This is a genomic window from Actinoplanes sp. CA-142083 (assembly GCF_050942195.1).
Taxonomy (GTDB): domain Bacteria; phylum Actinomycetota; class Actinomycetes; order Mycobacteriales; family Micromonosporaceae; genus Actinoplanes.
Window position 1 is genome coordinate 451,623 of sequence record NZ_CP192076.1, and the last position, 26,346, is coordinate 477,968.

22 protein-coding genes are annotated in these 26,346 nt (G+C 70.6%); 7 read left to right on the plus strand and 15 right to left on the minus strand.

Translation table 11 applies throughout. The features are described 5' to 3' along the window. Positions 1-98 precede the first annotated feature (98 nt). The 3 genes from ACQPZX_RS02185 (at position 99) to ACQPZX_RS02195 (ending at position 2,751) form a co-directional block, all read left to right on the plus strand. Positions 99-1,388, plus strand: a complete 1,290-nt coding sequence (locus tag ACQPZX_RS02185) for a neprosin family prolyl endopeptidase (protein ID WP_433373577.1) — start codon at positions 99-101, stop codon at positions 1,386-1,388. Between the two features lie 134 nt (positions 1,389-1,522). Then, positions 1,523-2,044, plus strand: coding sequence for a sigma-70 family RNA polymerase sigma factor (locus tag ACQPZX_RS02190; RefSeq protein WP_433373580.1), 522 nt, complete (start codon positions 1,523-1,525; stop codon positions 2,042-2,044). Beyond that, positions 2,041-2,751 (plus strand): zf-HC2 domain-containing protein, encoded by a 711-nt coding sequence (locus ACQPZX_RS02195; RefSeq protein WP_433373583.1) that lies wholly within the window; start codon positions 2,041-2,043, stop codon positions 2,749-2,751. The genes ACQPZX_RS02190 and ACQPZX_RS02195 overlap by 4 nt, the downstream gene beginning before the upstream one ends. Here ACQPZX_RS02195 and ACQPZX_RS02200 read toward each other — a convergent pair. The 7 genes from ACQPZX_RS02200 to ACQPZX_RS02230 form a co-directional block, all read right to left on the minus strand. Further along, on the minus strand, positions 2,748-3,554 hold the full coding sequence (locus ACQPZX_RS02200; protein WP_433373586.1) for an oxidoreductase: 807 nt from the start codon (positions 3,552-3,554) through the stop codon (positions 2,748-2,750). The genes ACQPZX_RS02195 and ACQPZX_RS02200 overlap by 4 nt on opposite strands. After that, positions 3,551-4,567, minus strand: coding sequence for an ABC transporter permease (locus ACQPZX_RS02205; protein ID WP_433384971.1), 1,017 nt, complete (start codon positions 4,565-4,567; stop codon positions 3,551-3,553). The genes ACQPZX_RS02200 and ACQPZX_RS02205 overlap by 4 nt, the downstream gene beginning before the upstream one ends. 40 nt (positions 4,568-4,607) lie before the next feature. Beyond that, positions 4,608-5,564 carry an ABC transporter permease gene (locus ACQPZX_RS02210; RefSeq protein WP_433373589.1) on the minus strand — a complete coding sequence of 319 codons (957 nt, stop codon included), beginning with the start codon at positions 5,562-5,564 and terminating at the stop codon, positions 4,608-4,610. Continuing rightward, complete coding sequence (locus ACQPZX_RS02215; RefSeq protein WP_433373592.1) at positions 5,561-7,042, minus strand: sugar ABC transporter ATP-binding protein; 1,482 nt, start codon at positions 7,040-7,042, stop codon at positions 5,561-5,563. Before ACQPZX_RS02215 ends, ACQPZX_RS02210 begins: the two co-directional genes overlap by 4 nt. A gap of 41 nt (positions 7,043-7,083) precedes the next feature. Further along, positions 7,084-9,825, minus strand: a complete 2,742-nt coding sequence (locus ACQPZX_RS02220) for an AbfB domain-containing protein (protein ID WP_433373595.1) — start codon at positions 9,823-9,825, stop codon at positions 7,084-7,086. A gap of 81 nt (positions 9,826-9,906) precedes the next feature. Then, complete coding sequence (locus ACQPZX_RS02225) at positions 9,907-10,986, minus strand: ABC transporter substrate-binding protein (protein WP_433373598.1); 1,080 nt, start codon at positions 10,984-10,986, stop codon at positions 9,907-9,909. A 151-nt stretch (positions 10,987-11,137) separates the two neighbouring features. Then, the gene (locus ACQPZX_RS02230; protein ID WP_433373601.1) at positions 11,138-14,434 is read right to left on the minus strand and encodes a BTAD domain-containing putative transcriptional regulator; all 3,297 of its coding nucleotides are present in this window, start codon (positions 14,432-14,434) and stop codon (positions 11,138-11,140) included. 239 nt (positions 14,435-14,673) lie between these two features. Here ACQPZX_RS02230 and ACQPZX_RS02235 point away from each other — a divergent pair, with 239 nt between their 5' ends. Both ACQPZX_RS02235 and ACQPZX_RS02240 read left to right on the plus strand, forming a co-directional pair. Further along, complete coding sequence (locus ACQPZX_RS02235; protein ID WP_433373604.1) at positions 14,674-15,297, plus strand: response regulator transcription factor; 624 nt, start codon at positions 14,674-14,676, stop codon at positions 15,295-15,297. Positions 15,298-15,313: 16 nt separating this feature from the next. Continuing rightward, a complete protein-coding gene (locus ACQPZX_RS02240; protein ID WP_433373607.1) occupies positions 15,314-16,336 on the plus strand; it encodes an LD-carboxypeptidase in 1,023 nt (340 codons plus the stop codon). On the opposite strand, the gene ACQPZX_RS02245 is transcribed toward ACQPZX_RS02240, so the two are convergent. Then, positions 16,320-17,804, minus strand: a complete 1,485-nt coding sequence (locus ACQPZX_RS02245) for an MFS transporter (protein ID WP_433373610.1) — start codon at positions 17,802-17,804, stop codon at positions 16,320-16,322. The two genes, ACQPZX_RS02240 and ACQPZX_RS02245, sit on opposite strands and share 17 nt — an antisense overlap. A gap of 34 nt (positions 17,805-17,838) precedes the next feature. Continuing rightward, entirely contained in the window at positions 17,839-18,324 is a 486-nt protein-coding gene (locus tag ACQPZX_RS02250) for a response regulator transcription factor (RefSeq protein WP_433373613.1), read from the minus strand. A 139-nt stretch (positions 18,325-18,463) separates the two neighbouring features. Here ACQPZX_RS02250 and ACQPZX_RS02255 point away from each other — a divergent pair, with 139 nt between their 5' ends. Next, positions 18,464-18,964, plus strand: a complete 501-nt coding sequence (locus ACQPZX_RS02255; protein ID WP_433373616.1) for a GNAT family N-acetyltransferase — start codon at positions 18,464-18,466, stop codon at positions 18,962-18,964. A gap of 16 nt (positions 18,965-18,980) precedes the next feature. Further along, entirely contained in the window at positions 18,981-19,994 is a 1,014-nt protein-coding gene (locus ACQPZX_RS02260) for an NADPH:quinone reductase (RefSeq protein WP_433373619.1), read from the plus strand. Here the strand turns inward: ACQPZX_RS02260 and ACQPZX_RS02265 are convergent. From ACQPZX_RS02265 to pseB, 6 genes are read right to left on the minus strand one after another with little or no spacing between them, the layout of a single operon-like run. Next, positions 19,991-20,995 carry a PseG/SpsG family protein gene (locus ACQPZX_RS02265; protein WP_433373621.1) on the minus strand — a complete coding sequence of 335 codons (1,005 nt, stop codon included), beginning with the start codon at positions 20,993-20,995 and terminating at the stop codon, positions 19,991-19,993. The genes ACQPZX_RS02260 and ACQPZX_RS02265 overlap by 4 nt on opposite strands. Continuing rightward, positions 20,992-21,717, minus strand: a complete 726-nt coding sequence (locus tag ACQPZX_RS02270) for a cytidylyltransferase domain-containing protein (protein ID WP_433373624.1) — start codon at positions 21,715-21,717, stop codon at positions 20,992-20,994. Before ACQPZX_RS02270 ends, ACQPZX_RS02265 begins: the two co-directional genes overlap by 4 nt. Continuing rightward, positions 21,714-23,207, minus strand: coding sequence for a hypothetical protein (locus tag ACQPZX_RS02275; RefSeq protein WP_433373626.1), 1,494 nt, complete (start codon positions 23,205-23,207; stop codon positions 21,714-21,716). The genes ACQPZX_RS02270 and ACQPZX_RS02275 overlap by 4 nt, the downstream gene beginning before the upstream one ends. Then, positions 23,204-24,043 carry a hypothetical protein gene (locus ACQPZX_RS02280; protein ID WP_433373629.1) on the minus strand — a complete coding sequence of 280 codons (840 nt, stop codon included), beginning with the start codon at positions 24,041-24,043 and terminating at the stop codon, positions 23,204-23,206. Before ACQPZX_RS02280 ends, ACQPZX_RS02275 begins: the two co-directional genes overlap by 4 nt. Positions 24,044-24,047: 4 nt before the next feature. Then, a complete protein-coding gene (locus ACQPZX_RS02285) occupies positions 24,048-25,172 on the minus strand; it encodes a DegT/DnrJ/EryC1/StrS family aminotransferase (RefSeq protein ID WP_433373632.1) in 1,125 nt (374 codons plus the stop codon). Further along, positions 25,172-26,155, minus strand: a complete 984-nt coding sequence (gene pseB, locus ACQPZX_RS02290) for a UDP-N-acetylglucosamine 4,6-dehydratase (inverting) (RefSeq protein WP_433373635.1) — start codon at positions 26,153-26,155, stop codon at positions 25,172-25,174. The genes ACQPZX_RS02285 and pseB overlap by 1 nt, the downstream gene beginning before the upstream one ends. Positions 26,156-26,346: the final 191 nt, after the last annotated feature.

Below are 26,346 nucleotides of genomic sequence, written 5' to 3' on the forward strand. Positions count from 1 at the left end.
GAATCGAGAAAGCTATATGGTGACCAGCGCCGCCGAGAACCGGTGCCGGAGGCCACCTCGCCCGAACCTCCGACCCCACGATCAACGAGGACGGACACGTGTTGAAGTCACGCCGCGGCTTGTTGGCCGCCGGCCTAGCGCTAGCCGTGGTCGGCGCCCTGGGCGTTGCCTCGACCCTGAACGCGGGTGCGGAACAGATTTCGGGCGCCTCAGACCAGCAGCCGGCAGCCGCCCCGGCCGCCGAGGTGGGCCTCGCGACGCCGCCCGCCCTCCTGCCCTGGGGCCAGCGCCCCGAGAAGATTCGCAAGGGCCGTGCCGGCGCCTCCAGCAAGTCCCTGCGGGCCGACGGCTTCGACGCCGCGGCCAACGACACGAGCGGCTCGACCCAGCCGCGCGGCCGGTATGCGCCGAAGGGCCGCTGGGCCAAGAACACGGGCCTGCGGCAGGAGCGGACGAACATCCGGCCGCCCGAGCCGCCGCCCGCGTCGCCCGAACCGTCGGACGAGCCGGCCACGGAGGCCACGGAGGCCCCGGCCCCCGAGGAGACGACGGCCGCCCCCGAGGAGACGACGGCGCCCGAGGCCACTGAGGAGTCGACCGAGGCGCCCGCCACCGAGGAGTCGACGCCGAAGGCCACCGACAACACGAAGTCGGCCGCGCCCGAGCCGAGCGGCGCCGGCAGGCCGAGCCCCACCGCGTACTACCTCTACAACGTGGGCTCGCAGGAGGCCGAGACCGACGGCTTCTACGCGAACATGTCCATCGCCAAGCCCGAGCTGGCCCGCAGCGACTACCACACGCTCGGCGAGCTGGCGCTCCAGTCGGCCGACGGCGACCAGATCGTCGAGATCGGCTGGAACGTGGACCGCGTGGTCAACGGCGACGACGACCCGCACCTGTTCGTCTACCACTGGGTGAACGACGAGGAGAGCTGCTACAACGGCTGCGGCTTCCAGCAGTACAGCAAGACCATCAAGCCGGGCGACACTCTCCCCGCCGACACGGTGAAGAAGTTCGCCATCCAGAACTTCAACGGCTCCTGGTGGGTCGCCTACGACTCGGAGTGGATCGGCTACTTCCCGGAGTCGCTGTGGAACGAAGAGGGCGTCAAGTTCAGCCGTTCCGGTCTGGTCCAGGTCTTCGGCGAGGTGGCCGCGGCCACCGAGAACCCGTGCACCGACATGGGCAACGGCAAGCCCGCCGCCGTCGGGGTCAATGAGAAGAGCATCTCGGCGTTCATGACGACCATCACCTACATCAACGGCCCGGAGGTGGCGATGTGGATGCGTTCCTCGACCAAGGCCTACCCGGTGACCGTCGTGAACTCCCGAACGTTCCGCTACGGCGGGCCGGGCAGCGGCGACTGTAAAGACAATCAGCCTTCCTGAGGTTCTCTTTGACGCGATGCCCGGTCCCGGCGAGGGGGACCGGGCATCGCCCTTTTCGCCTCCGATCGAACCAGCGTCACCTCGACGGTGTACAAGTGAGTGGCGGCGGACGCAGGCGAAGGGGCATGGCGCGGATGAGGCGACGGGTGAGCCCCGACGAGGAGCTGATGACCGCGCTCTACAACGAGCACTATTCGGTCCTGCTCAGCTTCGTCCTGCGCTACGTGCACGACCGGCACCGCGCCGAGGACATGGTGCAGGAGACCCTCCTGCGGGCCTGGAAGCACATCGACCACCTCGACACCGACCAGGGCCGCACCCGCTCCTACCTGCTGACCATCGCCCGCAACGTGGTGACCAACGCCTGGCGGGCCGAGCAGCGCCGCCCGCACCTGGTGGCCGACGAGGTCGCGGTCAACACGATGCCGGCCGAGGACAACGTCGACCAACTGGTCGAGGGCTGGCTGGTGGCCGAGGCGCTCGAGCGGCTGTCCGCCGATCATCAGGCCGTGGTGAAGGCCATGTACTACGAGGGGCAGAGCGTGGCGGAGACGGCGCGGCGGTTGTCCGTGCCCGAGGGAACGGTGAAATCCCGGGCATATTACGCGGTCAGGGCGTTGCGGACGGCGTTCGAGGAGATGGGGGTGCTGCGGTGAACCCCGATCACGACGACCTGCGTCGCCTGCTCGGCGGTTACCTGCTCGGCGGCCTCGACGACGCGGACACCGACCGGCTCGACGCCCATCTGCGCGACTGCGACGAGTGCCGCGACGAGTTGGACCGGCTGGCACCCGTACCCGAGCTGTTGCAACGCCTGCCCGACGCCCAGCGCGCGGCCGGCGGCGGCGCGCAACCTCTGATCAGCCTGTCCGCCCGCCCGAGCCAGGAAAATGTCGAGGGTCTGCTGCGGCGCATGCGCGCCGAGCGCACCCGGGAAAACCGGATGGCCCGCGTACGCTGGCTGGCCGCGGCCGCCGTGGTGCTGGTCGCCGCCGTGATCGGGGTCGGAGTGATCCGCGGGAGCCGGGAGAACCAGCCGCCGCAGGTGCTGCCGAGCCCCGAACTGGTGACCGCGCAGTTCGAGGCGGCCGAGGGCAGCGGCATGTCGGGTGAGGCCGTGCTGACGCCGAAGACGTGGGGCGTGTCGATCGCGCTCGACGTGACCAAGCTGCGCGGTCAAGGCCCGTTCCTCTGCCAGGTCAAGAGCATGCGCGGCACGGTCGAGCAGGCGGCGGCGTGGGGGCCGACCCCGAGCGGCAACGCCAAGGTGATCGGGGCCAGCTCCATCCAGCTGCGCGACGTCCAGTCGGTGAGCGTCGCCGACCACGACGGCCACCTGCTCGGCACCGCCAGCGTCGATTAGGTGAGGCTGAGCTGCCCGGCGGCGATGTTCTCCTCCAGGTGGGCGAGCGAGCCGGTGCCGGGGATGATCGCGATGGCGGGTGAGCGGGCCAGAAGCCAGGCCAGCGCCACCTGCTGGGCGGAGGCGCCCTCCCGGGACAGCGCGTTGTCGAGCGGCTGGAAACCGCCGCCGACCGGGAAGAACGGCACGTAGGCGATGCCGGCCTCGGCGCACGCGTCGACCAGCGCGTCGTCCGCGCGGTCGGCGATGTTGTACTTGTTCTGCACGCAGACGATCTCGGTGATCTCGCGGGCGCGGTCGAACTGCTCCCGCGTCACGTTGGAGATCCCCAGGTGCCGGATCAGCCCCTCGTCGCGCAGCCCCGCCAGCGTCTCCAGCGCCGGCTCGAAGCCGGTGCCGTCGTGGCCGCGGTCGCCCATCCGCAGGTTGACCACGTCCATCCGGTCCACGCCGAGACCGCTCAGGTTGGCCTCGACGCCGCGGCGCAGGCCGTCCGGGGTGAGGCCGCGGTGCTCGGACGCGGGCTTGGCGATGTCGTCGCCCTCGATCAGCGCGCCGACCTTGGTGACCAGGACAAGATCTTTCGGGTACGGGTACAGCGCGGCCCTGATCAGCTCGTTCGCGGCCACGCCGTCCCGCGAGTAGTAGTGACACGTGTCGAGGTGGTTGACGCCCAGCTCCACGGCCCGCCGCAGGATCGCCAGCGCGGTGTCCCGGTCGGGCCGCGGGCTGCCCATCGGCCAGCCGGTGAGCTTCATGGTTCCGTAGCCGACCCGGTTGACGGTCAGTTCTCCGATCTTCACTGACTCACCCTACGCAGCTTGACCAGATAGGTCTGCGCCACGACGACCAGGGCCAGGAACGCGCCGCTGATCACCTGCTGCCAGTTGCTGTTGACGTTGCCGACCTGGTTGATCAGGTTCTGGATGACGCCGAGCAGCAGCACGCCCGCGACGGTGCCGGCGATCGTGCCCGCGCCGCCGGTCAGCAGGGTTCCGCCGATCACCACGGCGGCGATCGCGTCGAGCTCCATGCCGGTGCCGAGGACGGTGACGCCCGAGCCGAGCTTGGCCGCGTTGATCGCCCCGGCCAGGCCGGCGAGCAGCCCCGACATGACGTAGACCCACACCTTGATCCGCCGCACCGGCACGCCCATCAGCGCGGCCGCGTCCTCGCTGCCGCCGACCGCGTAGACCGAGTGGCCGAAGCGGGTGCGGGCCAGCAGCACCATCCCGAGCAGCACCAGCACCGCGACCAGCCAGACCTGATAGCCGATCCCGAGCAGCGAGCCGTTGCCGAGCTGCCGGAAGGCGTCGTTCTTCACCAGGTACGTCTCGGAACCCTCGTCGCTGATCGCGCGCATCAACCCGCGGGCGCCGAGCAGGGCGGCGAGGGTCACGATGAAAGGCGCCATTCTCGTGTACGCGATGAGCAGGCCGTTCGCGACACCGATGAGCCCGCACACGAGCAGGGGAGCGGCGAACGCGGCGACGAAACCGTACTGCGACGCCCAGGCCGCGAGGACGCCGCCGAGCACGTACAGCGAACCGACTGACAGGTCGATGCCGCCGGTGAGGATCACGAACGTCATGCCCAGCGCGATCAGCATCGGCGGCGCGGCCGCGACCAGGATCGTGGCGGTGTTGTCGAAGCTGCGGAAGTTCGGGAAGGCGATCATCGAGATCAGCACGACGACGATGAGGACGGCGAGCGCGCCCTGGCGCTGGATCGTCCCGACGATGCGGTCGGTGCGCTCGGCCTTACGGACGTCCTCGGCGGCGGCGGCCGGTGTCTCGGGGCCGGTGGCGATGCTCATGGTCACCGGGTCTTCCTCTCTCGCGCGGCGTGCGACGTGGTCATCGCGTCTTCCTCTCTCGCGCCACGTACACCGCGATCAGGATGATGACGGCCTGCGCCATCTCGGTCGTGGACGGCGGCAGGTTGTGCTTGATCATGGTGGCGATCACCAGCTGCATGAGCAGGGCGCCGGCGACGGTGCCGAGCACGCGGACCCGGCCGCCGGTGAGCGGGGTGCCGCCGACCACCACGGCGGTGATCGCGGAGAGCTCGATGAGCAGCCCGACCGCGGAGGCGTCGCTGGACTGGATGCGGGCCACCGACAGCAGGCCGGCGATCGAGGCGAGCACCGAGCAGATCACGTACACGGTGATCAGCACGCGCTTCACCGGGAGGCCGGCCAGCTCGGTGGCCGGGCGGTTGCCGCCGATGGCGAGCAGCCGGCGGCCGAAGACCGTGCGGCGCACCAGGAAGGCGACGACCAGCACCAGCGCCGCGGCGATCCACACCAGGATCGGGATGCCGAGAAGGTAGCCGGATCCGAGTTGGATGAGATCCGGATTTCGTACGTCTTTGAGCTTGCCCTCACTGATCACGACCGCGAGCCCGCGCCCGCCGACGAACAGCGCCAGGGTGGCGACGATGGGTTGCAGCCCGACGCGGGCCACCAGCACGCCGTTGATCAGGCCCACCGCCACCCCGGCCAGCAGCGACACGAGGATCGCGGCGGCCACGCCGTACCCGAGATAGAGGGGTATCAAAGCCGCGGCGAGCGCCATCACCGACCCGACCGACAGGTCGATGCCCTCGGTGCCGATGACCAGCGCCATGCCGAGCGCCACGATCACGATCGGCGCGACCTGGATCAGCTGGATGCGCAGGTTGCTCCAGGTCAGGAAGTACGGCGTGAAGAAGATGTTGTAGAGGACCAGCAGGACGATCGCCAAGTAGACGCCGTACTTCGGCAGCCAGGCCTTGAAGTCCCTCGCATCGAAGGTGAGGGTCGCGGTGGTCATGCTTCCTCCGACGGTGCCGCGGCGGCGATCGTGGCCATGAGGTCTTCGGTGGTCACGGACGCGCCGGTCAGCGTGCCGACGACGACGCCGTCGCGCAGAACCACCACCCGGTCGGCGCCCTCGATCAGCTCCTCGGCGTCGGAGGAGACCAGCACGACGCCGAGCCCTTCGGCCGCGAGCTCGTCGATCAGCGACTGCACCTCGGCTTTCGCGCCGACGTCGATGCCGCGGGTGGGCTCGTCGAGCAGCAGCACCTTGGGGCCGGTGGCCAGCAGCCGGGCGAGCAGCACCTTCTGCTGGTTGCCGCCGGAGAGGTCGCCGACGAGCTGGTCGGGGCTGGACGCCTTGATCCGCAGGCGGGTCATGAACCGTTCGACGACCGCGTCGATCTTCGCTTCGGAGACCAGTCCGAGCCGGGACATCTTGGGGAGTACGGCGAGCGCGATGTTCTCCCGTACGGAAAGACCCGCGACGATGCCCTCGGCCTTGCGGTCTTCCGGTTGCACCGCGATGCCGGCCTTGACCGCCTTGACCGTGGTCGGTTTCTTGAGGTCGACGCCGTCGACCCGCACGTCGCCGCTGTCGAGGGGGTACGCGCCGCCGATCGCCTTGATCGTCTCGCTGCGGCCGGCGCCGAGCAGGCCGCCCAGCCCGACCACCTCGCCCGGGTGCACCTCGAAGCTGATGTCGTGGAGCTTGCGGCGGCTGGTCAGGCCGTCGACTTGCAGGACCGGCGCCGCATCGGCGTTGCCCGTGTTCTCGGAGGAGAAGGCCGTGGAACCCTCCCGCCTGACTTCGGACATCTCGCGGCCCAGCATCAGGGCCACGAGCCGGATCCGTTCGAGGTCGGCGAGCTTGCCGGTGTGCACCACCTTGCCGTCGCGCAGGATCGTGACGGCGTCGCAGATGCGGTAGAGCTCGTCCAGCCGGTGGCTGACGTAGATGATGCCGATCCCGCGGGCGTGCAGCTCGCGGATGACTCCGAAGAGCGTCTCCACCTCGCGCGGCTCGAGCGACGAGGTGGGCTCGTCCATGATCACGACCTTGGCGTCGATCATCACGGCCCGGGCCAGCGCGACCATCTGCTGGGCGCCGAGCGCGAGTGTGCCGAGCGGGAGCCGGACGTCGGCGGTGACGCCGTAGCCGGCCAGGATCTCCCGTGCCTCGCGATGCATCCGCGCCTCGTCGAGCAGGCCCAGCCTGTTCCTCGGCTCGCGGCCGAGGAACAGGTTGTGGGCCACGCTCATCAGTGGGATGAGGTTCACTTCCTGGTAGATCGTGGAAATTCCGGCGTGCTGGGCGTCCATCGGCGTCGCGAACTGCACCGGCTCGTCCCGGTATCGCAGCTCGCCGGAGTCCGGTTGGTAGACCCCGGTGAGCACTTTGATCAATGTGGACTTGCCGGCGCCGTTCTCACCGACCAAGGCGTGCACCTCTCCCGCCCGCAGGCGGAACGAGACTCCGTCGAGGGCTCTCACCCCGGGAAATATCTTGGAGACGTCGAGGACTTCCAGCATCTTTACCCCAGTGGATTCGCGTTGTTCCAGGTCGCGTCGGCGGCGTAGCTGCCGGTCGCGTCCCAGGTGTTGCCGCCGCCGTTGGTGGCGATGTAGACGGCTTCGGCGTAGTGCCGCCAGTAGTAGCCCGGGTAGTTGAAGGACTCGAGGGAGACATTTCCGCTGCCGCCGTTGAGGCCTGGCATCGCGCAGAAGGTGGCGTCCTGCTGGAACGTCGTCGTCCCGTCGTTGCTCGCCTTCTGCAGCCGGTAGCCGGCGTGCCGCAGGTACTGGCCCGGGTAGTTGACCGACTCGAACGTGAAGCAGCTGTTGTCGGCCAGACCGGCGCGGACCGTGAAGGTGGCGTCCTGCCGGTCGGTGGCCGAGCTGCTCGTGGTGATCACGTCGGTGCGGGCCAGGCCGTCGCGGTGCCGCAGGTAGCGGGTGTCATAGCCGGCGGTGGTGACCCGGAACGACCGGTTCTGGCCCACCGTCAGGTCGGCGCCGCTGCGCCACAGCGGCGCGACGACGGCCCAGGTCGCGTCGTCGTTGAAGGATCCGCCGGTGTTCTGGTCCATCCAGATCTCTTCGCGGCGGTGCCGCAGGTAGTAACCGGCCATGTTGGACGCTTCGAGCGAGGTGCCGCCGCCGGAGAGGCCGGGGCGCGCGCAGAAGGTGGCGTCGGCGTTGTAGGTCGACCCGCCGTCGTTGGCCTCCTTGTAGACCCGGTAGCCGCGGTGCCGCAGGTACTGACCGGGGAAGTTGCGCGACTCGAACGAGTAGCAGGCGCTGTTCGACAGGCCGGGCCGGACCCAGAAGCTGGCGTCCTGGCGGTCGGTCGTGGTGCCGGCCGCCGAGATCACGTCGGTGCGCGCCCCGCCGTTGGCGTGCCGCAGGTAGCGGTTGGTGTAGCCGGCCGTCGTGACCCGCAGGGACACCAGCTTGCCGGTCGACAGCGTGGCGCCGGTGGCCGCGCCGAGCACGCGCAGGTTGACCTCACGCACCCGGGCGAGGTCCATTTTGGCCACCTGCCGGTCGTAGGTGTAGAAGCCGTTGAGCTCCTCCTCCACGTCGGTGGGCTCGGTGTAGACCGAACCGGACAGGCCGTTGGTGTTGATCAGATCGACGAGGCGCGAAGTAATTTGGGCATATCGATTTGTCAGGGCATTTGAGTCATTCAGCCACTCGTAGGCGAACTTGCCGCTGGTCGGCCACTCATGCCCGGCGGTCCGCAGCCCGAGGCCGCCGTACTCGCCGTTGACCGCAAATCTCGTCGCGGTCGGCGGGCGGGTCATGCCGGGGCCGACGTAGACGTGGTCGTCGATCACGTCGCCGTTGCCCGGGTCCGGGTCCGAGTCGCAGCAGTTCGAGCCGGAGTCGTGGTTGACCATCCGGGTCGGGTCCCAGCTCTTGACCAGGTCGGCGATCCGGCCGGCGTCGTACTCGCCCCAGCCCTCGTTGAACGGGACCCACTGCACGATCGAGGTGATCCCCTTGTGCTGGTCGACCATGGCCCGCAGTTCCTTCTCGTACCGCGTGCGCCCGGCCGTCGACGGCTCCCGCCCGCTGGCCAGCGCCGGCATGTCCTGCCAGACCATCAGCCCGAGCCGGTCCGCCCAGTAGAACCAGCGGTCGTTCTCGACCTTGATGTGCTTGCGGACCATGTTGAAGCCCATGGCCTTCTGCTGTTCGAGGTCGAAGCGCAGCGCGGTGTCGGTCGGCGCGGTGTAGACGCCGTCCGGCCAGTAGCCCTGGTCGAGGGTGCCGAGCTGGTAGACGAACTTGCCGTTCAGCGTGGGCCGCAGCACCCCACCGAGCATCGCCTTGCCGAGCGAGCGCATCCCGAAGTAGCCGCCCACCACGTCGGTCCCGAGCGTGACCCGCAGGTCGTACAGGAAGGGATCGCCGGGCGACCAGAGGTGCGCGTTCGGAACCGAAATCCGGATATTTCCGCCCACAGTGCCGGTCGCCGTGCCGACCACCGCGCCACCGCTAAGGACCTGGGCCGTGACACTCTGGCCGCTCGCGTTCGCAGCCTGCACGATCAGGTCGAGCGCGCCGGCGGCGACGTTGGGCGTCGTGTCGAGGCGGGTGATATGGGCGGCGTTGGTCGGCTCGAGCCATACGGTTTGCCAGATGCCGCTCGACGGCGTGTAGAAGATGCCCCCTCGGGAGATCCGTTGCTTGCCGACGGGGATGTCTTGGGTCTCGACCGGGTTCCAGACGCCGACGATGATCTCGTTTACGCCGGATTTAAGGGCATTAGTTACATCGTACGAGAATTTGTCGTATCCGCCCTCGTGGGTGCCCAAGAGGGCGCCGTTCACCCAGACCTTCGACTGCCACATCACGGCGCCGAAGTTGAGCTGCACGTTCTTGCCCGACCAGCCGGCCGGAACGGTGAAGGTGCGCCGGTAGTACGAGTAGTCCTGGCGCCGCATGATCCCGGAGAGCGCGCTCTCGATCGGGTACGGCACGAGGATCTCCTCGCCCAGCGTCTGCCCGGTGGGCGGGATATTGATGTTCGAGGCGCCGGCGAACTGCCAGATGCCGTTGAGGCTCTGCCAGTCGGCGCGGGTGAGCTGCGGACGGGGATATTCCGGCAGCGGGTTGCTGGTGGAGACCTGCGAGGTCCACGGGGTGGTCAGGGGTGGCGTCTTGGGGGCGAACGCCGAGGCGGCCGAGGTGGTGGCGATCAGGGTGCCGGCCGACGCGGTCAGCGCCGCCACCAGGAGTGTGAGGAACCGTCGGGGATGTGCGGTCACGTTCCGCTCCTTGCCGGGGAGTGGGCCTGGAGAACACGGACGAACATCGGAGGGCGGCGATCCGCCCTCCGATGCTGACGATCAGTACGCGCTGGAGATGTCCGACTTGGCGTTGCTCTCGTCGTATTGCCGGTCTTCGATGATGATGTCCTGGCCGACCGGCGCACCGCCGAAGAACTTCTCCGCCGTCGAGAACGAGAGCGGGCCGAAGCGCGGGTTCGACTCGATGACGGCCGAGGCCCAGCCGTCCACAATGGCCTGCACGGCGCCCTTGGTGCCGTCGATCGACACGACCTTCACGTCGCCGGCCTTCTTGCCGGCGCCCTTGAGGGCCGTGATCGCGCCCAGCGCCATCTCGTCGTTCTCGCCGTAGATGCCGTTGATGTCCGGGTTGGACTGCAGCAGCTGCTCGGTGACTTTCTGCCCGTCCTCACGGGCGAAGTTGCCCGTCTGTTCAAAGACGATCTTGATGTCCGGAGCGACCTTCTGGATCTCGTCCTTGAAGCCGCTCGTCCGCAGCGTGGTCACGTTGTTGCCGGGCGCGCCCAGCAGGATCGCGACCTTGCCCTTGTTGCCCATCGCCTTGGCCATCTCGTCCGCGGCGCGCTTGCCCTGCTCGGCGAAGTCCGACCCGATGAAGGTCAGGTAGTCCTTGCAGGCGGTGGCGTTGATCTTGCGATCGATCGTGACGATCGGGATCTTCTTGGCCGAGGCCTTGGCGAACACCGAGTCCCAGCCGTCCGAGTTGAGCGGCGCGATGATCAGCAGCTGCACGCCGGAGTCGATCATCTGCTCGACGTCGCTGATCTGCTTGTTGAACTGGGAGTTCGCGTTCGTTGTCGTGAGATTGGCGATGCCGAGCTTGGCCGCCTCGTCCTTGATGGACTGGGTCTCGGCGATGCGGAACGGGTTGGCCTCCTTCTCCGACTGGGAGAAGCCGACCTTGGCCGTCTTGAGGTCGACCTTGGTGGCGCCGTACTGGTCGAGTGTGCAGGTCGCGGCGCCGGGATCGGCGGATTGGGCGACCTGTGCGGCCGCGCTCGGTGGCGCGGCGGCGGTGTCCGAACCGGAATCCTCGGACTTGGCGCAGGCACTGAGCATAAGCAGGGCCGCACTGAGGGTGACGGCCGCAGGGCGCAAAAGACCCCGGTATGTAGGCATGACTGTGTGCTCCTTAGCGGTGATGAGACATCGGGGAGTAACCGCCTGGAAACACATTCACGCACTATCAAACTTTTCCTGTCAAGGTCTCCCGACAGAACCAATCAGAAACGCACGCGTCGCAGCGGCGTACAGCGGGAACCTGCCGAGATTAAACGACAGCGCTCGATATGCGCGCCATGTCCCAGCGCGCCGACATCGAGGTGTAGATGCGCAACGCCTCGTCCGGGCGCTCGCCGCTGACCGTCGCCGCGTCCTCGAGCGCGGCGGCCAGCTCGAACCGGCGGCCCACCCGCCGGTAGTGCTCGGCGGCGGCCAGCGCCGGCCCCGGGTCGCCGCTCAGCAGCGACTGGCAGCGCAGATGGGCGGCGTGCGCGCGGGCCGGCCTCACCTCGTGCGCCGCCTCGGCCGCGCAGATCTCGGCCGCCCGCTCGGCGATGTCCATCCTGGACTCGCGGCGGGCCAGCCGCAGCACGTCCGGCAGCCACTGGTGGCGCAGCATCATCGGCGCGTACGACGGCTGGAGCAGCGGCGCCAGCACCTCCAGCGCCTCGGTCGTGCGGCCTCGCTGCTCGGCCGCCAGCGCCCGCGCCACCAGCAGGAAGTCGCAGTTCTCCCGCTCCGCCTCGCTGGCCGGCACGGCGTCGGCCGCATCCAGGTGGGCGGCGGCCAGGTCGCGGGCGTCCCGGTGCAGGGCGATCAGCGCGGCCACCCCGTGCAGCAGCATGGTCACCGCGCCCGGCTCGCGCATGCCGTGCAGGGTGATGCCCGGGCCGTCCTCGGTCACCGCCGACACCTCGGCCAGCGCCTCGTCCCACCGGCCCAGCCAGTAGTCCTGCACCGCCGTCGCCACCTGGAGCCCGGCCGGCAGGCGGTGCTCGGCGGCGAACTCGGCGGCCCGGCGCAGCGTGCTCTGCGCCTCGTCGAGCCGGTCGAGGTTCTGCAGCGAGAACAGGCGGTTGTCGAGCAGGTCGAAGTACGTGCCGGCCAGGTCGGTGCGGCCGGCCACCACGTCGAGGGCCTCGTCGACGTGGCGCAGCGCGCGCTCGTGATCGCGGCGGATCGAGCTGGTCAGCCAGATCGTCTGGAGCGCGAACGCGGTCTCGTACGGCTGGCCGGCCACCACCGCCTCGGCGTGCACCTCCCGCGCCCGCCGCTCGGCCCGGTCGAGGTCGTCGAGGTCGCCGCGGCGGAAGTTGGCCAGCAACACCCGGTGCCGGGTGCGCCAGATCGTCGGCACCCGCGGGTCGTCCATCGCGTCGCGCAGCATCGCGACCGCCTCGGACTCCTCGCCCTTGCGATGCCGCATGGTGGCGAGCAGGTGCCGCATCTCGGCGCGGTCGGCCGGATCGGTGGCGAGGCTCATCGCCTCCTCGGCCTCGGTCATCGGGTAGCGCTCGCGGCGGAACTCGAGGCGGACCAGCCCGACCAGCAGCACGCCCCGCTGCGCCGCGGACGGCAGGTCGGTGCGCAGCGCCCGGCGGATCAGGTCGCCGGCGATCTGCGGCGCCCGGCGCACCACCTCGGCGTGGTGGGCCAGCAGCCAGTTGAGCACCCACGTGTCGACCGCCGGCGTCTCGGCCACCAGCTGCTCGGCGACCCGGGTGACCGGGCTGCCGCCGGCCGCGAGCACCTCGGCCGCGTGCCGGTGCAGGCCGGCCCGCAGCGCCGGCGGCACGCTGCCGACCAGCGCCTGCCGCAGGTACGCGTGCCGGAATGCCAGGTCGGTGCCGCTGTCCACCAGCACGCTCGCGGCCAGCGCCTCCTCCAGCGCGCCGACCAGGTCGAGCGCCGAGCGGCCGGTCACCGCGACCACCTCGCTGACCGAGAACTCCGAGCCGAGCAGCGCGGCCAGCCGCAGCACCTCCCGGGTCGGGCCGGAGAGCAGGTCGAGCGTGGCGTGCACGGCGGCCATCAGCGTGCGCGGCGGCTCGACGGTCACCTCGGGGCCGATGTCGGCGCGGCCGCCGGCGACCTCGATGACATCGCGCTGGCGCAGCGCGCCGACCAGCTCACGGGCGAACAGCGGGTTGCCGCCCGAGCGGGCCACCAACGCCCGCAGGTTGTCGCCGGGCGGGGCGCCGACCAGCGCGGCCACCAGCCGGTCGAGCTGGGCGGCCGGAAGTGGGCGCAGGCGCAGGGCGTGCGGCGGCGCGGCCCGCTCGCCCGGCCGCGACGACGCGACCAGCAACAGCGGCAGCCGCGCGACCAGCCCACGCAGCCGATCCCAGACCCGGACCGTGGCGCTGTCGGCCCACTGCATGTCGTCGACCACGAGGATGAGCGGGCCGGCTGCGCAGGCCGCGCGCACCGCGGCGACGATCTGGTCCTCGGCGACGTCGGGCTCCGCCAGAGGACTGCGCGGGCGGCGGGACGCCGACTCCAGGCCCAGCGCCCGGGACAGCACCTGCAGCGGCACCCGTGAGCCGAGCTGGTCGGCCGCGCCCCAGGCCACCCGGCAGCCGCAGCGGGCCGCGTCGGCGAACGCGTGGGTGAGCAGCTCGGTCTTGCCGATGCCGGGCTCGCCCTCGATCCAGACCGCGCCGCCGGCGCCGGCCGCGAGCTGCCGTACGAGCCCGCGTAGCTGATCTATTTCGGTCTCGCGGCCGAACCAGTCGCGGGCCGCGAGACCGTCGCGCAGCGCCTTGGCCACCGCGGTCGGCACCACCGTGCGCAGCGGCTCGGGCACCGGCAGCGCGGCCGGCTCCTCGGCCGAGCCGGCCAGCACCTGCCGCTGCAGCTCGCGCAGCGCCGGGCCGGGCTCGATGCCGAGCTCGGCGACCAGAGTGCGCCGCGCGGTGCGGAAGACCTCGAGCGCCTCGGCGTGCCGGCCGGCCCGGTGCAGGGCCCGCATCAGCAGCTCCTGCAGCGGCTCGTGCAGCGGGTTGTCCTTGACCAGGCCGGTGAGCTCGGCGATGAGGCCGTCGTCGCCGCCGGAGTCGAGCAGGATGCGGGCGCGCTGCTCGGCGGTGGCCAGGCGCAGCTCGGCCAGGCGCTGGCGGTCCAGCTCGAGGAAGGGGCCGGCCAGCGTCGCGTACGCGTCGCCGCGCCACAGCTCGAGGGCCTCGTCGAGCCGGTCGGCGGCCTCGCGGTTGTTGCCGGCCGTCAGCAGCTCGGCCGCCTGGGCGCGCAGATGCTGGAAGCGGTCGACGTCGAGATCCCGCGGCTCGATCCGCAGCAGATAGCCGCCGGAGGCCGACGTCAGAAGACCGGGCGTCAGGGCCCGGCGCAGCCCCGAGACGTACGTGTAGACACTCCCCGCCGCGGTCGCCGGCGGCGAGTCACCCCAGATCGCGGTGATCAGCTCGTCGCGGCCGACGAGGCGGCCCGCATGGGCCGCGAGCACCGCGAACACCGCCCGCTGCCGGGCCGCGCCCAGGTCGATCTCGCGCTCGCCGATCCAGGCACGGACCGGCCCGAGCACGCTGACGCGCAGAACTTCCGGCACGTGTCCTCCCGGGTCGGTGAACCCAACTTCGGTGGAGACGGGCCGGGTGTCAATGGATAACGGAAACCGCACTTACGGGCACACCTCGTTCGCAAGCCTTCCGTGCCGAAACGGACGTCTGCTGAACTGGCCTATCGGCCCCTCTCCGGCGATGAAGGATCTCTGAAGAATTCCTGAAGAACCTTCTCCGACACTCGATCCACGCCGCGTGTCGTCGTCGCTGGGGGAAGGGGCAGGCCATGGAACACGTCAAGGTCGCGTTGCAGGCGATGGATCCGGTCAGCCATGCCGGGCTGGCCGCGCTTCTCCAGTTCCGCGGCGACATCACCGTGCTGCGCCCGCAGCAGCGCGCCGACGCGGACGTGCTGGTGGCGGCGGCCGAGCGGCTCACCCCGGACGTGGTGGCCACGCTGCGCCGGGCCGGCGCCGAGACGGTGGCGCCGATCGTGCTGGTCTGCCAGGAGGTCGTCGAGGCCGAGCTGATGACCGCGGTCGAGTGCAAGGTGGTGGCGATCCTCCCGCGCGCCGCGGTGACCTCCGAGCGGCTCGCGCACAGCGTCCGGGCGGCCGCGGCCGGCGGCGGGGTGATGCCGCCGAACCTCGTCGGCGAGCTGCTCAAGCAGGTCGACCGGATGCAGCGGGACGTGCTCGCGCCCAACGGCCTGAACGCTTCGGGGCTGACCCCACGCGAGATCGACGTGCTGCGGCTGATGGCCGACGGCTTCGACACCAACGAGATCGCCGGCAAGCTCTGCTACTCGGAGCGGACCGTGAAGAACGTCATTTATGGCGTCACGCACCGGCTCAAGCTGCGCAACCGCTCGCACGCCGTCGCATATGCGCTGCGCGCCGGGATGATCTGAGTCTTAGATAGGGGGCATGAAGCTCAAGCCCGGCGACAAGGTCGCCGTCGTGTCCCCCTCCTGGGCGGGTCCTGCGGTCTATCCCGCGACCCATGAGCTCGCCATGCGGCGTCTTCGCGAGCTGCTCGAGCTCGAGCCGGTGGAGTTCCCCACCACCCGGCAGCAGGGCGCCTCGCCGGCGGCGCGGGCGGCCGACCTGATGGCCGCGTGGGCCGACCCCGAGATCCGCGCCGTGTTCGCCACCATCGGCGGCAGCGACCAGATCACCGTGCTCCCGCACCTCGACCCCGCGCCGTTCCTGGCCGACCCCAAGCCGTTCTTCGGCTACTCCGACAACACCAACCTGCTGAACTGGCTGTGGATGCACGACGTGCCCGCGTACCACGGCGGTTCGACGATGGTGCACCTCGCCCGGGGCGCCGGAGTCGACCCCGCGCATCTGGCCTCGCTGCGCGCCGCCCTCTTCGAGGATGTCGACCTGGAGATCACGCCGGTGGCCGGGTTCAGCGACGAGGAGCTGAGCTGGGCCGACCCGGTGTCGCTGACCTCATCGTTGCCCTACGTGCCGAGCCCCGGCTTCCAGTGGCACCACGCCGACCGGGTGGTCACCGCGCCGACCTGGGGCGGCAACCTGGAGATCCTGCACTGGAACCTCGCGGCGACCCGGTGGATCAAGCCGGCCGCCGACTACGCCGGGATGATCCTGCTGCTGGAGACGTCGGAGGAGATGCCGCCGGCCGACGAAGTGTTCCGGATGCTGCGCAACGCCGGCGAGCGCGGGCTCCTCGAGCAGTTCCCGGCGGTGCTGGCCGGGACGGCGAAAGCGAGCAACATCAGCAACCGGCCGCCGCAGGAGGAGCGGGCCCGCTACCGCGACGAGCAGCGCGAGGCGGTGCTGCGGGCGCTGGCCGACTACCACCCGTCGGCGATGGCCGTCTTCGGTGTCGATTTCGGACACACGTCGCCGCAATGGGTCCTGCCGTACGGCGGCCGGATGACCGTGGACGGGCCCGCCCGGCGGATCATCGCGCACTTCTGACGGTGTCGTGGGCCGATGGCATCGGCGGCGAGCACGGGTCGCAGAACGTCCGCGACTCGGTCGGCTTCTCCACCCGGTTGGGGATCATGACGAACGCCAGCACCGAGCCGGCGGCCATCAGGCCCGCGCAGATCAGCATCGTGTTGCGGTAGACCGGCTGGAGCTGGTCGGCGACCGTGAGGCTCCCGCTGCCCAGCCCGGCCGCGAGCGGCAGGATCGCGACGGCCAGCAGGCTCGCCGCCCGGGCGACCGCGTTGTTCACGCCCGAGGCGATGCCGGCGTGCGCGTCGTCGAGCGAGCCCAGCGCCGTCGCGGTCAGGGGCGCCACCAGCGTCGTCAGCCCCAGGCCAAAGATGATCACGGAGGGGAGCACGTCGGTCAGGTACGACGCGCCCGGCCCGATCATCGCCATCATCAGCAGCCCGGCCCCGCAGATCAGCGGTCCGACGGTCATCGGGATCCGCGGGCCGATGCGCTGGCCCAGCTGACCCGAGCGGGCCGACAGCAGCAGCATGATCACGGTCGTCGGCAACAGCGCGATGCCGGCGGCCAGCGGGCTGAACCCGACCACCACCTGCAGGTTGATGACGAACAGGAAGAAGACGCCGCCGTTGGCCGCGTAGACCGCGAAGGTGACCAGGTTGGCGCCGGTGAACGCCTTGTGGCGGAAGATCTCCAGCGGCACCATCGGCTGCGGCGACCGGCGCTCGGCCAGCACGAAGGCGACCAGCCCGGCCACGCCGACGGCCAGCGAGATCAGCACGATCGGGTCGGTGGGCCCGCGCATCGGCCAGGCGGTGAATCCGTACGTGAGGCCGCCCAGCCCGATCGCGCCGGTCAGGATGCCGGCCACGTCGAAGTGGTGCGCCGCCTCCGGGTTGCGCGACTCCGGCACGTGCCGGGCGCTGACCAGCAACACGAGCAGCGCCACCGGCACGTTGATCAGGAAGATGTACCGCCAGCTGCCGGCCTCGACGAGCCATCCACCGAGGAACGGGCCGAGTGCGCCGCCGATGCCGCCCAGCCCCGACCAGGCGCCGATCGCCCGGGCCCGGTCGTCCCGGCTGAACGAGGCCTGCAGGATCGCCAGCGACCCGGGGGTGAGCAGCGCGCCGCCGATGCCCTGCAGGATCCGGGCGCCGATCAGTAGCTCGATGTTCGGCGCTATGCCGCACAGCAGCGAGGCGGCGGCGAACCAGCCGACGCCGATCATGAAGATCCGCTTGCGGCCGTACCGGTCGCCGAGCGAGCCGCCGAGCAGGATCAGGGAGGCCAGGCTCAGCGCGTACCCGTTGACGGTCCACTGCAGGCCGGCCGCGTCGGCCCCGAGATCCTCGCCGATCGAGGGGAGGGCGATGTTGACGACCGTGGCGTCGATGAAGGCGAGGCTCGAGCCGAGCACCGTGGCGAGAAGCACCCAGCGGCCTCGCGCGCTGCGGTAGTGGATCAGCGTGTCCGCGACGGTCATGGGCCCGACCCTACGCCGCTTTCCCAGGCGTTGATCAGGCCGTGCGGCGGCTGCGTCGCTCCGGGGTTTTGAGCGTGGCCACGCCACGCATCGCCCGGGTCGCGGCCATGGCGGCGGCGGTGGCGACGGTCGCCGACTTCCGGGTGGCGCCCGGCTTGCGCACCATCAAGTTCTCCAGGCGGGTGCAGAGCTCGGTCCGGTGGAACGGCTTGGTGAGGAAGTCGTCCGCGCCCGCCTGCAGCGCGGCGAGGATCCGCTGGTCGTTGACGTCGGCGCTGACCAGCATCACCGGGAGCAGCGCGGTGGACGGCTCGGCGCGCAGCTTGCGGCAGAGCTCGATACCCGACTCGCCGGGCATCCGCACGTCCAGCAGCGCGGCGTCGAACCCGCCGGCGCGCAGGAGGGCCAGCGCATCCCGGGCATCGCGGGCGGTGACCACCTCGTGCCCGGCGCGCCGCAGCGAGAAGGTGATGAGTTCGCGGTGGTCGGCATCGTCGTCGGCGATGAGCACGGTTGACACGGGGCCTCCAGGAGCTGCGGGTGAACACAGTGCTGTTCGGCACCCCGCACAAGCCCACTGAGACGTTTTCCCGGTTGTGCACGTACGCGCACACAGGGGTTGATGTGCACGTACGTGCACACCGCGGGCGGAGAGGCTGATGATGATTCGGGTGGCGCGGGACGGTGACGTCGGGGCGATGCGGGCGATCGAGGTGGCGGCCGACCGGATGTTCCAGGACGTGGGCATGGACTTCGGGCCGGCGGGGGAGCCGCCGTCGGCGGAGACGCTGCTGAAGTACGTGCGGGACGGGCGGGCCTGGGTCGCCGATGTCGAGGGGCCGGTGGCTTATCTCGTCGTCGACTGGGTGGACGGGAACGTGCACATCGAGCAGGTTTCGCTGAATCCGGCGTACGGCCGGCGCGGGCTCGGCGCGGCGCTGATCGAGACGGCCGCCGCGTGGGCTCGGGAGCACGGATCGACGGCGCTGACGCTCACCACGTTCGTCGAGGTGGCCTGGAACGCGCCGTACTACGAACGGCTCGGATTCCGGCTGCTCGCGGACGACGAGCTCACCCCTGACCTGCGGAAAGTCCGGAATCATGAGGCCACGCTGGGCCTTGATCGGTGGCTGCGGGCGGCGATGCGCCGCGATCTGTAGGCCTAATGTGTGATGCATGCGTGCTGCCGTCTTCGAAGAGCCTGGTCCCGCCGCCGTCCTGCAGATCGTGGAGCGGGAGACCCCGTCCGCCGGGGCCGGTGAGGTTCGCGTCCGGATCGTCCTGTCCGCGGTCAACCCGACCGACACCGGCACCCGCGCCGGTCGCGGCGTGCCCGACGGGGTGGCGCCGCCGCGGGTGCCCAACCAGGACGGCGCCGGCGTGGTCGACGGCGTTGGCGACGGGGTGACCGGTCTCGAGCCGGGGGACAGGGTCTGGGTGTGGGACGCGTCCTACGCCCGCGCGAACGGCACCGCCCAGGAATACGTCGTGCTCCCGCGCCGCCAGGTGGTGCGAATGAACGACGACATCCCGTTCGAGGCCGGCGCGGCGCTGGGTATCCCGGCGCTCACCGCGCACCGCTGCCTGACCCTGGCCAGCGACGGCCCCGCCCGGCTCGGGCCGGCCGCGCTCGAGGGCCGCACGGTGCTGGTCGCCGGGGGCGCGGGCGCGGTGGGCAACGCCGCGATCCAGCTCGCCAAGTGGGCCGGCGCCACCGTGCTGACCACGGTGAGCTCCAAGGAGAAGGGCGACCTCGCCGCCGCGGCCGGCGCCGACGCGGTGATCAACTACCGCGAGGAGGACGTGGCGGCCCGGGTGAGGGAGCTGGCGCCGGGCGGCTGCCAGATCGTCGTCGAGGTCAACACCGAAAATCTGCGGACCGACCTGAGCGCGGTCGCGCCGGGCGGGAACATCGCGATCTACGTGGGCGGCGAGGTCACCATCCCGAGCTTCAAGGCGATGCTCAAGAACGTCAGTCTCGACTTCGTGCTGACCTACACAACCACGACCGAGGAGAAGGACAACGCGGTCGCGGCCGTCGCCGAGGCGGTCAACTCGGGCGCCTTCAAGGTGGGCGAGGAGGCCGGGCTGCCGATCCTGCGCTACCCGTTCGAGCGGGTCGCCGACGCGCACGAGGCGGTCGAGCAACACGCGGTGGGCAAGGTCGTCATCGAGGTGACCCGGCCCTAAAGAGGGGCCCTGAGCAGCTCGTCGGCCACCCGTTCCACGCCGCGTCCGTCGACGGCCGCCCACGCCCGGGCGGCCAGGTCGGTGCGCAGCTCGGCGTCGGTGAGCAGCCGCCGCAGCGTCGACACGGCGTCGCCGCCGAAGTGGCCGAGCTGCCCGATCCCGGCCGCGATGCCGCGCGCCATCACCCGCTCGTACCCGAGGATCTGGTTGTCGACGACCCACACCAGCGCCGACGGCAGGCCGAGGCAGAGCAGCTCCCACGTCGAGGTGCCGCTGGCGCTGACCGCCAGGTCGGCGCCGGCGAGCAGCTTGGGCAGGTCGTCGGTGGGCGGGATGATCTCGAGGCGCTGGCCGGGACCGGCCGGGATCGCCGCCAGCTCCGCGCGCAGCTCCTCGTCGGCGCCGATGATCGTGGCGTCGAAATTCACGCCGGTCCGGGTGAGCAGTCGCGCGACCTGCGGCGCCGCGCGGTAGGCGTCGGTTCCGCCGAAAAAGGCAACGACCTTGGGCGTACGGCCGGAGCGGTGCACCGGGGGCGTGGCCGGCCGCAGCGAGCGCACCGACGAGCGCAACAGCGCGTAATCGAGGCCGGCCAGCCCGATCGCGTCCTCGACGTGGATCACCGAGTCGAGGTTCTGGTCGACGTAGATGTCGGCGGACTGCCCACGGAAGTCGCCGTCCACGATGGCCAGCACCCGGTGCCCGGCCTTGCGGACCGCGGCGCTGTGCGGCGGCGGCAATGTGTACGAGTCGATCACCAGCGCGTCGATCTCGAGGCGCTCGATCGCCGCCACCAGGCCGACCGGGTCGAACGGCGGTGGGTGCCAGGGCAGGCCGCGCTGGCTGAGCTGAGCCTCGGCCCACTCGACGCCGCCCAGGTCGCTGAGGAAGCGGACCCCGGCGCCGCGGGCGACCAGCTCCTCGGCGAGCGCCACACACCGTACGAGATGCCCGACGCCGCTGCGGGCACCGGCGTCGCAGCGAATACCAACGATCGTCACGCCTGCACAAGCGCCTTCTGGAGCACGTGCGCGTTGAGCTCGACCAACTCGGGCCGGGAGGCGAGCCAGGTGGCGAGGGTCTTGATGTCGACCGGCTCGTCGCCGAAGTGGTCGACGATCGACTCGATCAGCTTCAGGTCGTCCTCGGTGTCCAGCGTCAGCCGCAGGTGGGACAGGTCGGGCTGAAGGGTCAGCCCGATCACCTCGAACTGCTCGGCGTGCGTGTAGATGTACGACGTCACGTGCACCCGGTGGTGGTCGGTGGCGAGATCGTCGACCTGCCGCAGCACCGGCGTCCGCACCATCTCGACGTCCAGCCCGCGCGGCAGCGTGTGTGCCAGCGAGGTGGACAGGTAGTCGGCGCCGGAGGCCACGAAGACCCGGTGGGCGAGGCTGATGATCGCGGGGTCGATCAGCGGATTGTCCGCGGTGAAGCGGAGCACGATGTCGCTCTCGTGCCGATCGAGCACGCCCAGGAAGCGGCCGAGCACGTCGTCGACCGGCCCGCGGAAGGAGGGCACGCCGATCCGCTCGCACTCGGCGACGATCGCGTCGTCGGTGGACTCGACCGTGGTGGCCACGACCAGCTCGTCGAGCACACCGCTCTGCTGTGCGCCTTGCACGACGCGCTCGAGCACGGTGCGGCCGCCGAGCTTGCGGAGCACCTTATTGGGGAGGCGCGACGAGTCCATCCGCGCCTGGATGATGCCGAGGGATGTCATCTATTTCCTTTTCGAAGGCGATTGCGTGCCTTTCGCGCTACTCCATACCCAAGCTTCGCGAAGCGGTAGCCGAAGTTACCGCTGAAGGTCGAAATTTGAACCCGGGCTTTGCGGAGTTCTTCCTCGCGCTTGGCGAGCTCGCGCTCGTACCACTGCGCGCGGGAGGCGGCGTCGGCCAGGCTGCGGTTGAGGGCCCGCAGCTGTTCCTCGTGCTCTCGGCGGGAGTCCGGTTGCGGCGGGTCGTCGCCGTCCGGAATCGCCGGGACGTCGCCGGTCAGCCCGGCGGCGCCATGCAGGATCGCGGTCAGCGCCTGCAGGTCGGTGGCGGCGGGCCACGGATGCGCGAACCCGCCGGTGAGCAGCGTCCGGGCGAGCTCGCGGAGCACGTCCACCGAGGCCAGGACACTGGGGTCGAGCGTCGTGAAGGTGTCCCCCGAGATGACCACGTTGTCCGCGGCGACGTCGGGCAGAGCCGCGATCCACCCGGTCAGCAGCCGGCGAATCGCGGGCAGATCATGCCGCAGGCAGGCCGCGATGAACAGTTCCTCGACCAGCCGCCCGCGAGGAAGCGGCCCTTCCATCGTGGGATCGCCGGGCACGCGTCGGGTCCAGGCGCCGTCTTGATCGGGGGAAACCTCGAGAATCCGGCCGTCGCCGAGCAGGACCGGGGGAAGCGAGAGGGCCGCCGAGGGGCGGGGCGCGAGGTGGGCAATGACCAGCCAGGATGCGGCCAGCTCGGGTCCGAGCCCGGCACGCACGGCCGCTGCGGCGAGACGACGGGGGTCCGAAAGGACACTGCGATTCGCGTACGCCGTGCCGGCCGCGCGCGCGGTCAGGGCGGCGAGCGCATCCACGGGTCCGTCGCGCAGGGCGTTCGGGGTGGCGATCAGCGTCGGCCGGCCGGGCTCGGGCCAGGCCGCGCCGAGCCAGTCGACCGCGAGTCCCTCGGCGGCGAGCCGCGCGGCCAGCCGCGTCGGGTTGCCGGGCCGGGTGTCATCGAACTCGCCGAGCGGCCGCCACGCGTCGTCGGTCTGCGCCGAGGTGGCGGTGGCCGGATCGACCAGGCGGTGCAGGCCGAGCTCGTTCTCCACGGCGAGCAGCAGCGTGCCGCCGGGGCGCAGGGCCCGCTTGACCGCCTGCAGGCTCTCGGCCCAGTCGAGCTGCGGCCCCTCGGCCGAGCAGAGCCGGCCGAGCCCGTCGAGCGCCACGACCACGTCCCAGCGGCCCGGCTCGGGAAGCTTGGCCAGCGTGCCGCAGAGAACCTCGACCCCACGCCCGTCCAGCTCGATCGCCGCCGGCTCCGAGCGAACCAGGCAGGTCACCGTCGCCCGCGCCGCCAGCTCGTCCACCAATGCGGCCTCGTGCGGCCCGGCAACCAGCACATTCACGCCGTCCGGCACCTGCGCGGCCACGTAACCGAGCAGCGCCCCACCGGCCGGCTGCCGTTCTTCCGCGAAGCCGGGCATCTCGCCGCCGATCAACGTGATCATGCCGACGCCGCCGCGAGCTCGCGGACCGGCCCTGACCAGCCCAGCATGGCACTCAGCTCGGCCGGGGACGCGAGGTAGCCGGCGCCGAGCTCGGACATCGCGGCCGGGCGGGCAGCGGCCGGGTCGGGGTGTTTGCCGTGCAGCTCGGGCCACTGCCGGCGGATGCGCTCGGCGGTGGGGCGGTCCTCGTTCTCCAGACGCATCGGGTCACCGTAGACGGCCGGGAGACAGCCCGCCGCGACACCGTAGAAGATGGCACTGCTGAGCCGGTTGGAGGCCACGCGGCGGTGGCGGCGCAGCTCGGCCAGCTGCTTGTGGAGGAATTTGGTGTCGGTGTCCAGCCAGTGGCGGCCGCGGTAGCCGTGGCACACCACCCGGCCGGCCTTTTCGTACTCGGCGCGGATGCGGTCGTTGTGGAACTCGTTCCAGTACAGGCAGAACGTGACCGGGCCGTCCTCGGTCGTCATGATCTCGTCGATCAGGCGGGCGTGACTGCCCTGTACCCGCTGGCTCTCCCAGCCGTGGAACGGGTACCAGATCGTCCCCTCCCGGGCGACGGGCTCCTCCGGCGAAGGGGTGACCTCCAGCAGGTAGAGGAAGGGCGCGCCGATCACCGTGGCCTGGCGGCGCCCCATCGACCAGGCGCGCCGGCGGGTCTGCTCGGACCAGACGAAGATGGGCCGGCCCGGCATGTACGGCGTGCCGGCGCCGAGCCCGTCCACCACGTTCCATCCGTGCTGCACGTAGCCCTCGATCCGGGGCGGGTGCTCCGGATCGAGGCCGCAGTACTCGGCGAGCACGTGTGCGTGGCCGTAGAAGTGGTTCCCGTGGTGCACCCGACTAACTCCCCAGGATCGTCTGCAGCGCCTCCACGACACGGTCCTGGTCGGCGTCGGTGAGGTCGACGAAGAGCGGTAGTGACAGCTCCTCAGCGTAGAAGCGCTCGGCAACGGGGCACATCCCCCGCTGGTAGCCGAGGTCCTCGAACACCGGGTGCCAGTAGACCGGGATGTAGTTCACCTGAACGCCGATCCCGGCCGCGCGCAGCCTGTCATACACCTCGCGGCGGCGGCCGTCCAGGACCCGTACGGGATAGAGGTGCCGCATCGGGTCGACGCCCTCGCGCTGGATCGGCAGCCGCAGCCCCGGCACGCCGGCGAGCAGCTCGTCGTAGCGGGCGGTGAGGTACTGGCGGCGGGCCTTGAACTCGGCCAGCCGGGCCAGCTGTGAGCTGCCCAGCGCGCAGAGCAGGTCGGGCAGCCGGTAGTTGTTGCCGAACGACTGGACCTCGTACCACCAGCCGCCCTCGTCCGGGTGGCGCAGTTTGTCCGGGTCGCGCACCATGCCGATGCCCTTGAACGTGCGGGCGCGGGCCAGCAGCTCGGGGCTGGTGGAGGCGACCGCGCCGCCCTCGGCCGTGGTCAGGTTCTTCGTCGGGAAGAACGAGAACGTGGTCAGGTCGGCGAGCGTGCCGACCGGCCGGCCGTGGTAGGTCGAGCCGATCGCGTGCGCGGCGTCGCCGATCACCACGGCCCCGAGCGGCTCGGCGATCTTGCGAAGCGCGTCGTACTCGGCCGGGTGGCCGGCGTAGTCGACGGCCGCGATCGCCCTGGTGCGGGGGGTGACCAGCGCCTCGACCGCGGCCGGGTCGAGGTTGGCGGTCTCGTCCTCGATGTCGGCGAACAGCACCTTGGCGCCGAAGAGCGTGGCGCCCGAGGCGGTGGCCACGAACGTCATCGGGGTCGTGACGACCTCGTCGCCCGGGCCGACGCCGGCCGCCGCGTACGCGGTGTGCAGCGCGGTCGTGCCGTTGGTCACGGTCACCGCGGGCGCGCCGGCGACCGCCTCGATGTCCTTCTCGAACTGCGCGACCCGGGGGCCGGTGGTGAGCCAGTCGCTGCCGAGCGCGGCGACGACCGCTTCGACGTCGGAGTTGTCGATCGACTGCCGCCCGTACGGCAGCATCAGTTCTCCTCGTCGATGAGCTTGCGCATGTCCTCGATGCTCAGCCACAGGTCGTTGTTGTCGGACCGGTAGTTGAAGCCGTCCTCGACCTCGGCGCCGCCCTCGGGGGTCGTGTAACCCCAGCTCGCGACCACCGGCTGCACGACGTAGCGGTCGGGGAAGCGCAGGGTCCGCCGGCTGTCGTCGGAGGCGATCATCTCCTCGTGCAGCTTCTCGCCGGGGCGGATGCCGGTCTCGTGGGTCTCCGAGCCGGGCGCGACGGCCTCGACCAGGTCCATGATCCGCATGCTGGGGATGCGCGGCACGAACAGCTCGCCGCCGGCCATCTTGTCGAACGAGTCGACAACGAACTTCACGGCCTGGGGGAGCGTGATCCAGAAGCGGGTCATCCGCTTGTCGGTGATCGGCAGGCTCTTGCCCTCGGCGGCCAGCTTGCGGAACAGCGGCACGACCGAGCCGCGGCTGCCCATCACGTTGCCGTAGCGGACCACGGAGAGTCGGGTCGGGTGGGTGGCGGCGTAGTGGTTGCCCGCGATGAACGACTTGTCGGCGACCAGCTTGGTGGCGCCGTACAGGTTGATCGGGCTGGACGCCTTGTCGGTGGAGAGCGCGACGACCTTCTTCACGCCGGCGTCGATCGCGACGTCGATCACGTTCTGCGAGCCGTTGATGTTGGTGGCGACGAACTCGGAGGGGTTGTACTCCGCGGTGTCGACCTGCTTGAGCGCGGCCGCGTGGATCAGGTAGTCGACGCCGTGCATGGCGCGGGCCAGCCGGTCCTTGTCGCGGATGTCACCGAGGAAGAAGCGCAGGCGCTTGTCGTCGCCGAACATCTGGCGGACCTCGTACTGCTTCAGCTCGTCCCGAGAGAAGATCACGATCCGCTGCGGGTCCAGGTGCTCGAGGGCGTACGTGAGGAACGCCTTCCCGAACGAACCGGTGGCACCGGTGACGAGGATCGAAGATCCACTGATTTCAGACACGATTGAGCTCCCGGGGGTGGGCAGAGGGCAGTACGAGCCGGAAGCATAACCAGCTTCCTGCCGCTTTCCAGGCTAGACGGAAAAGGACAGCACTCGTTCAACTCATGTTCAGCTCGGATTGGTCATGGCGTTCGGCGACCTGTAAGAAGGTAGGAGGCCTCTGTCCCCATCCAACCGCCCCGCCCGCCGCC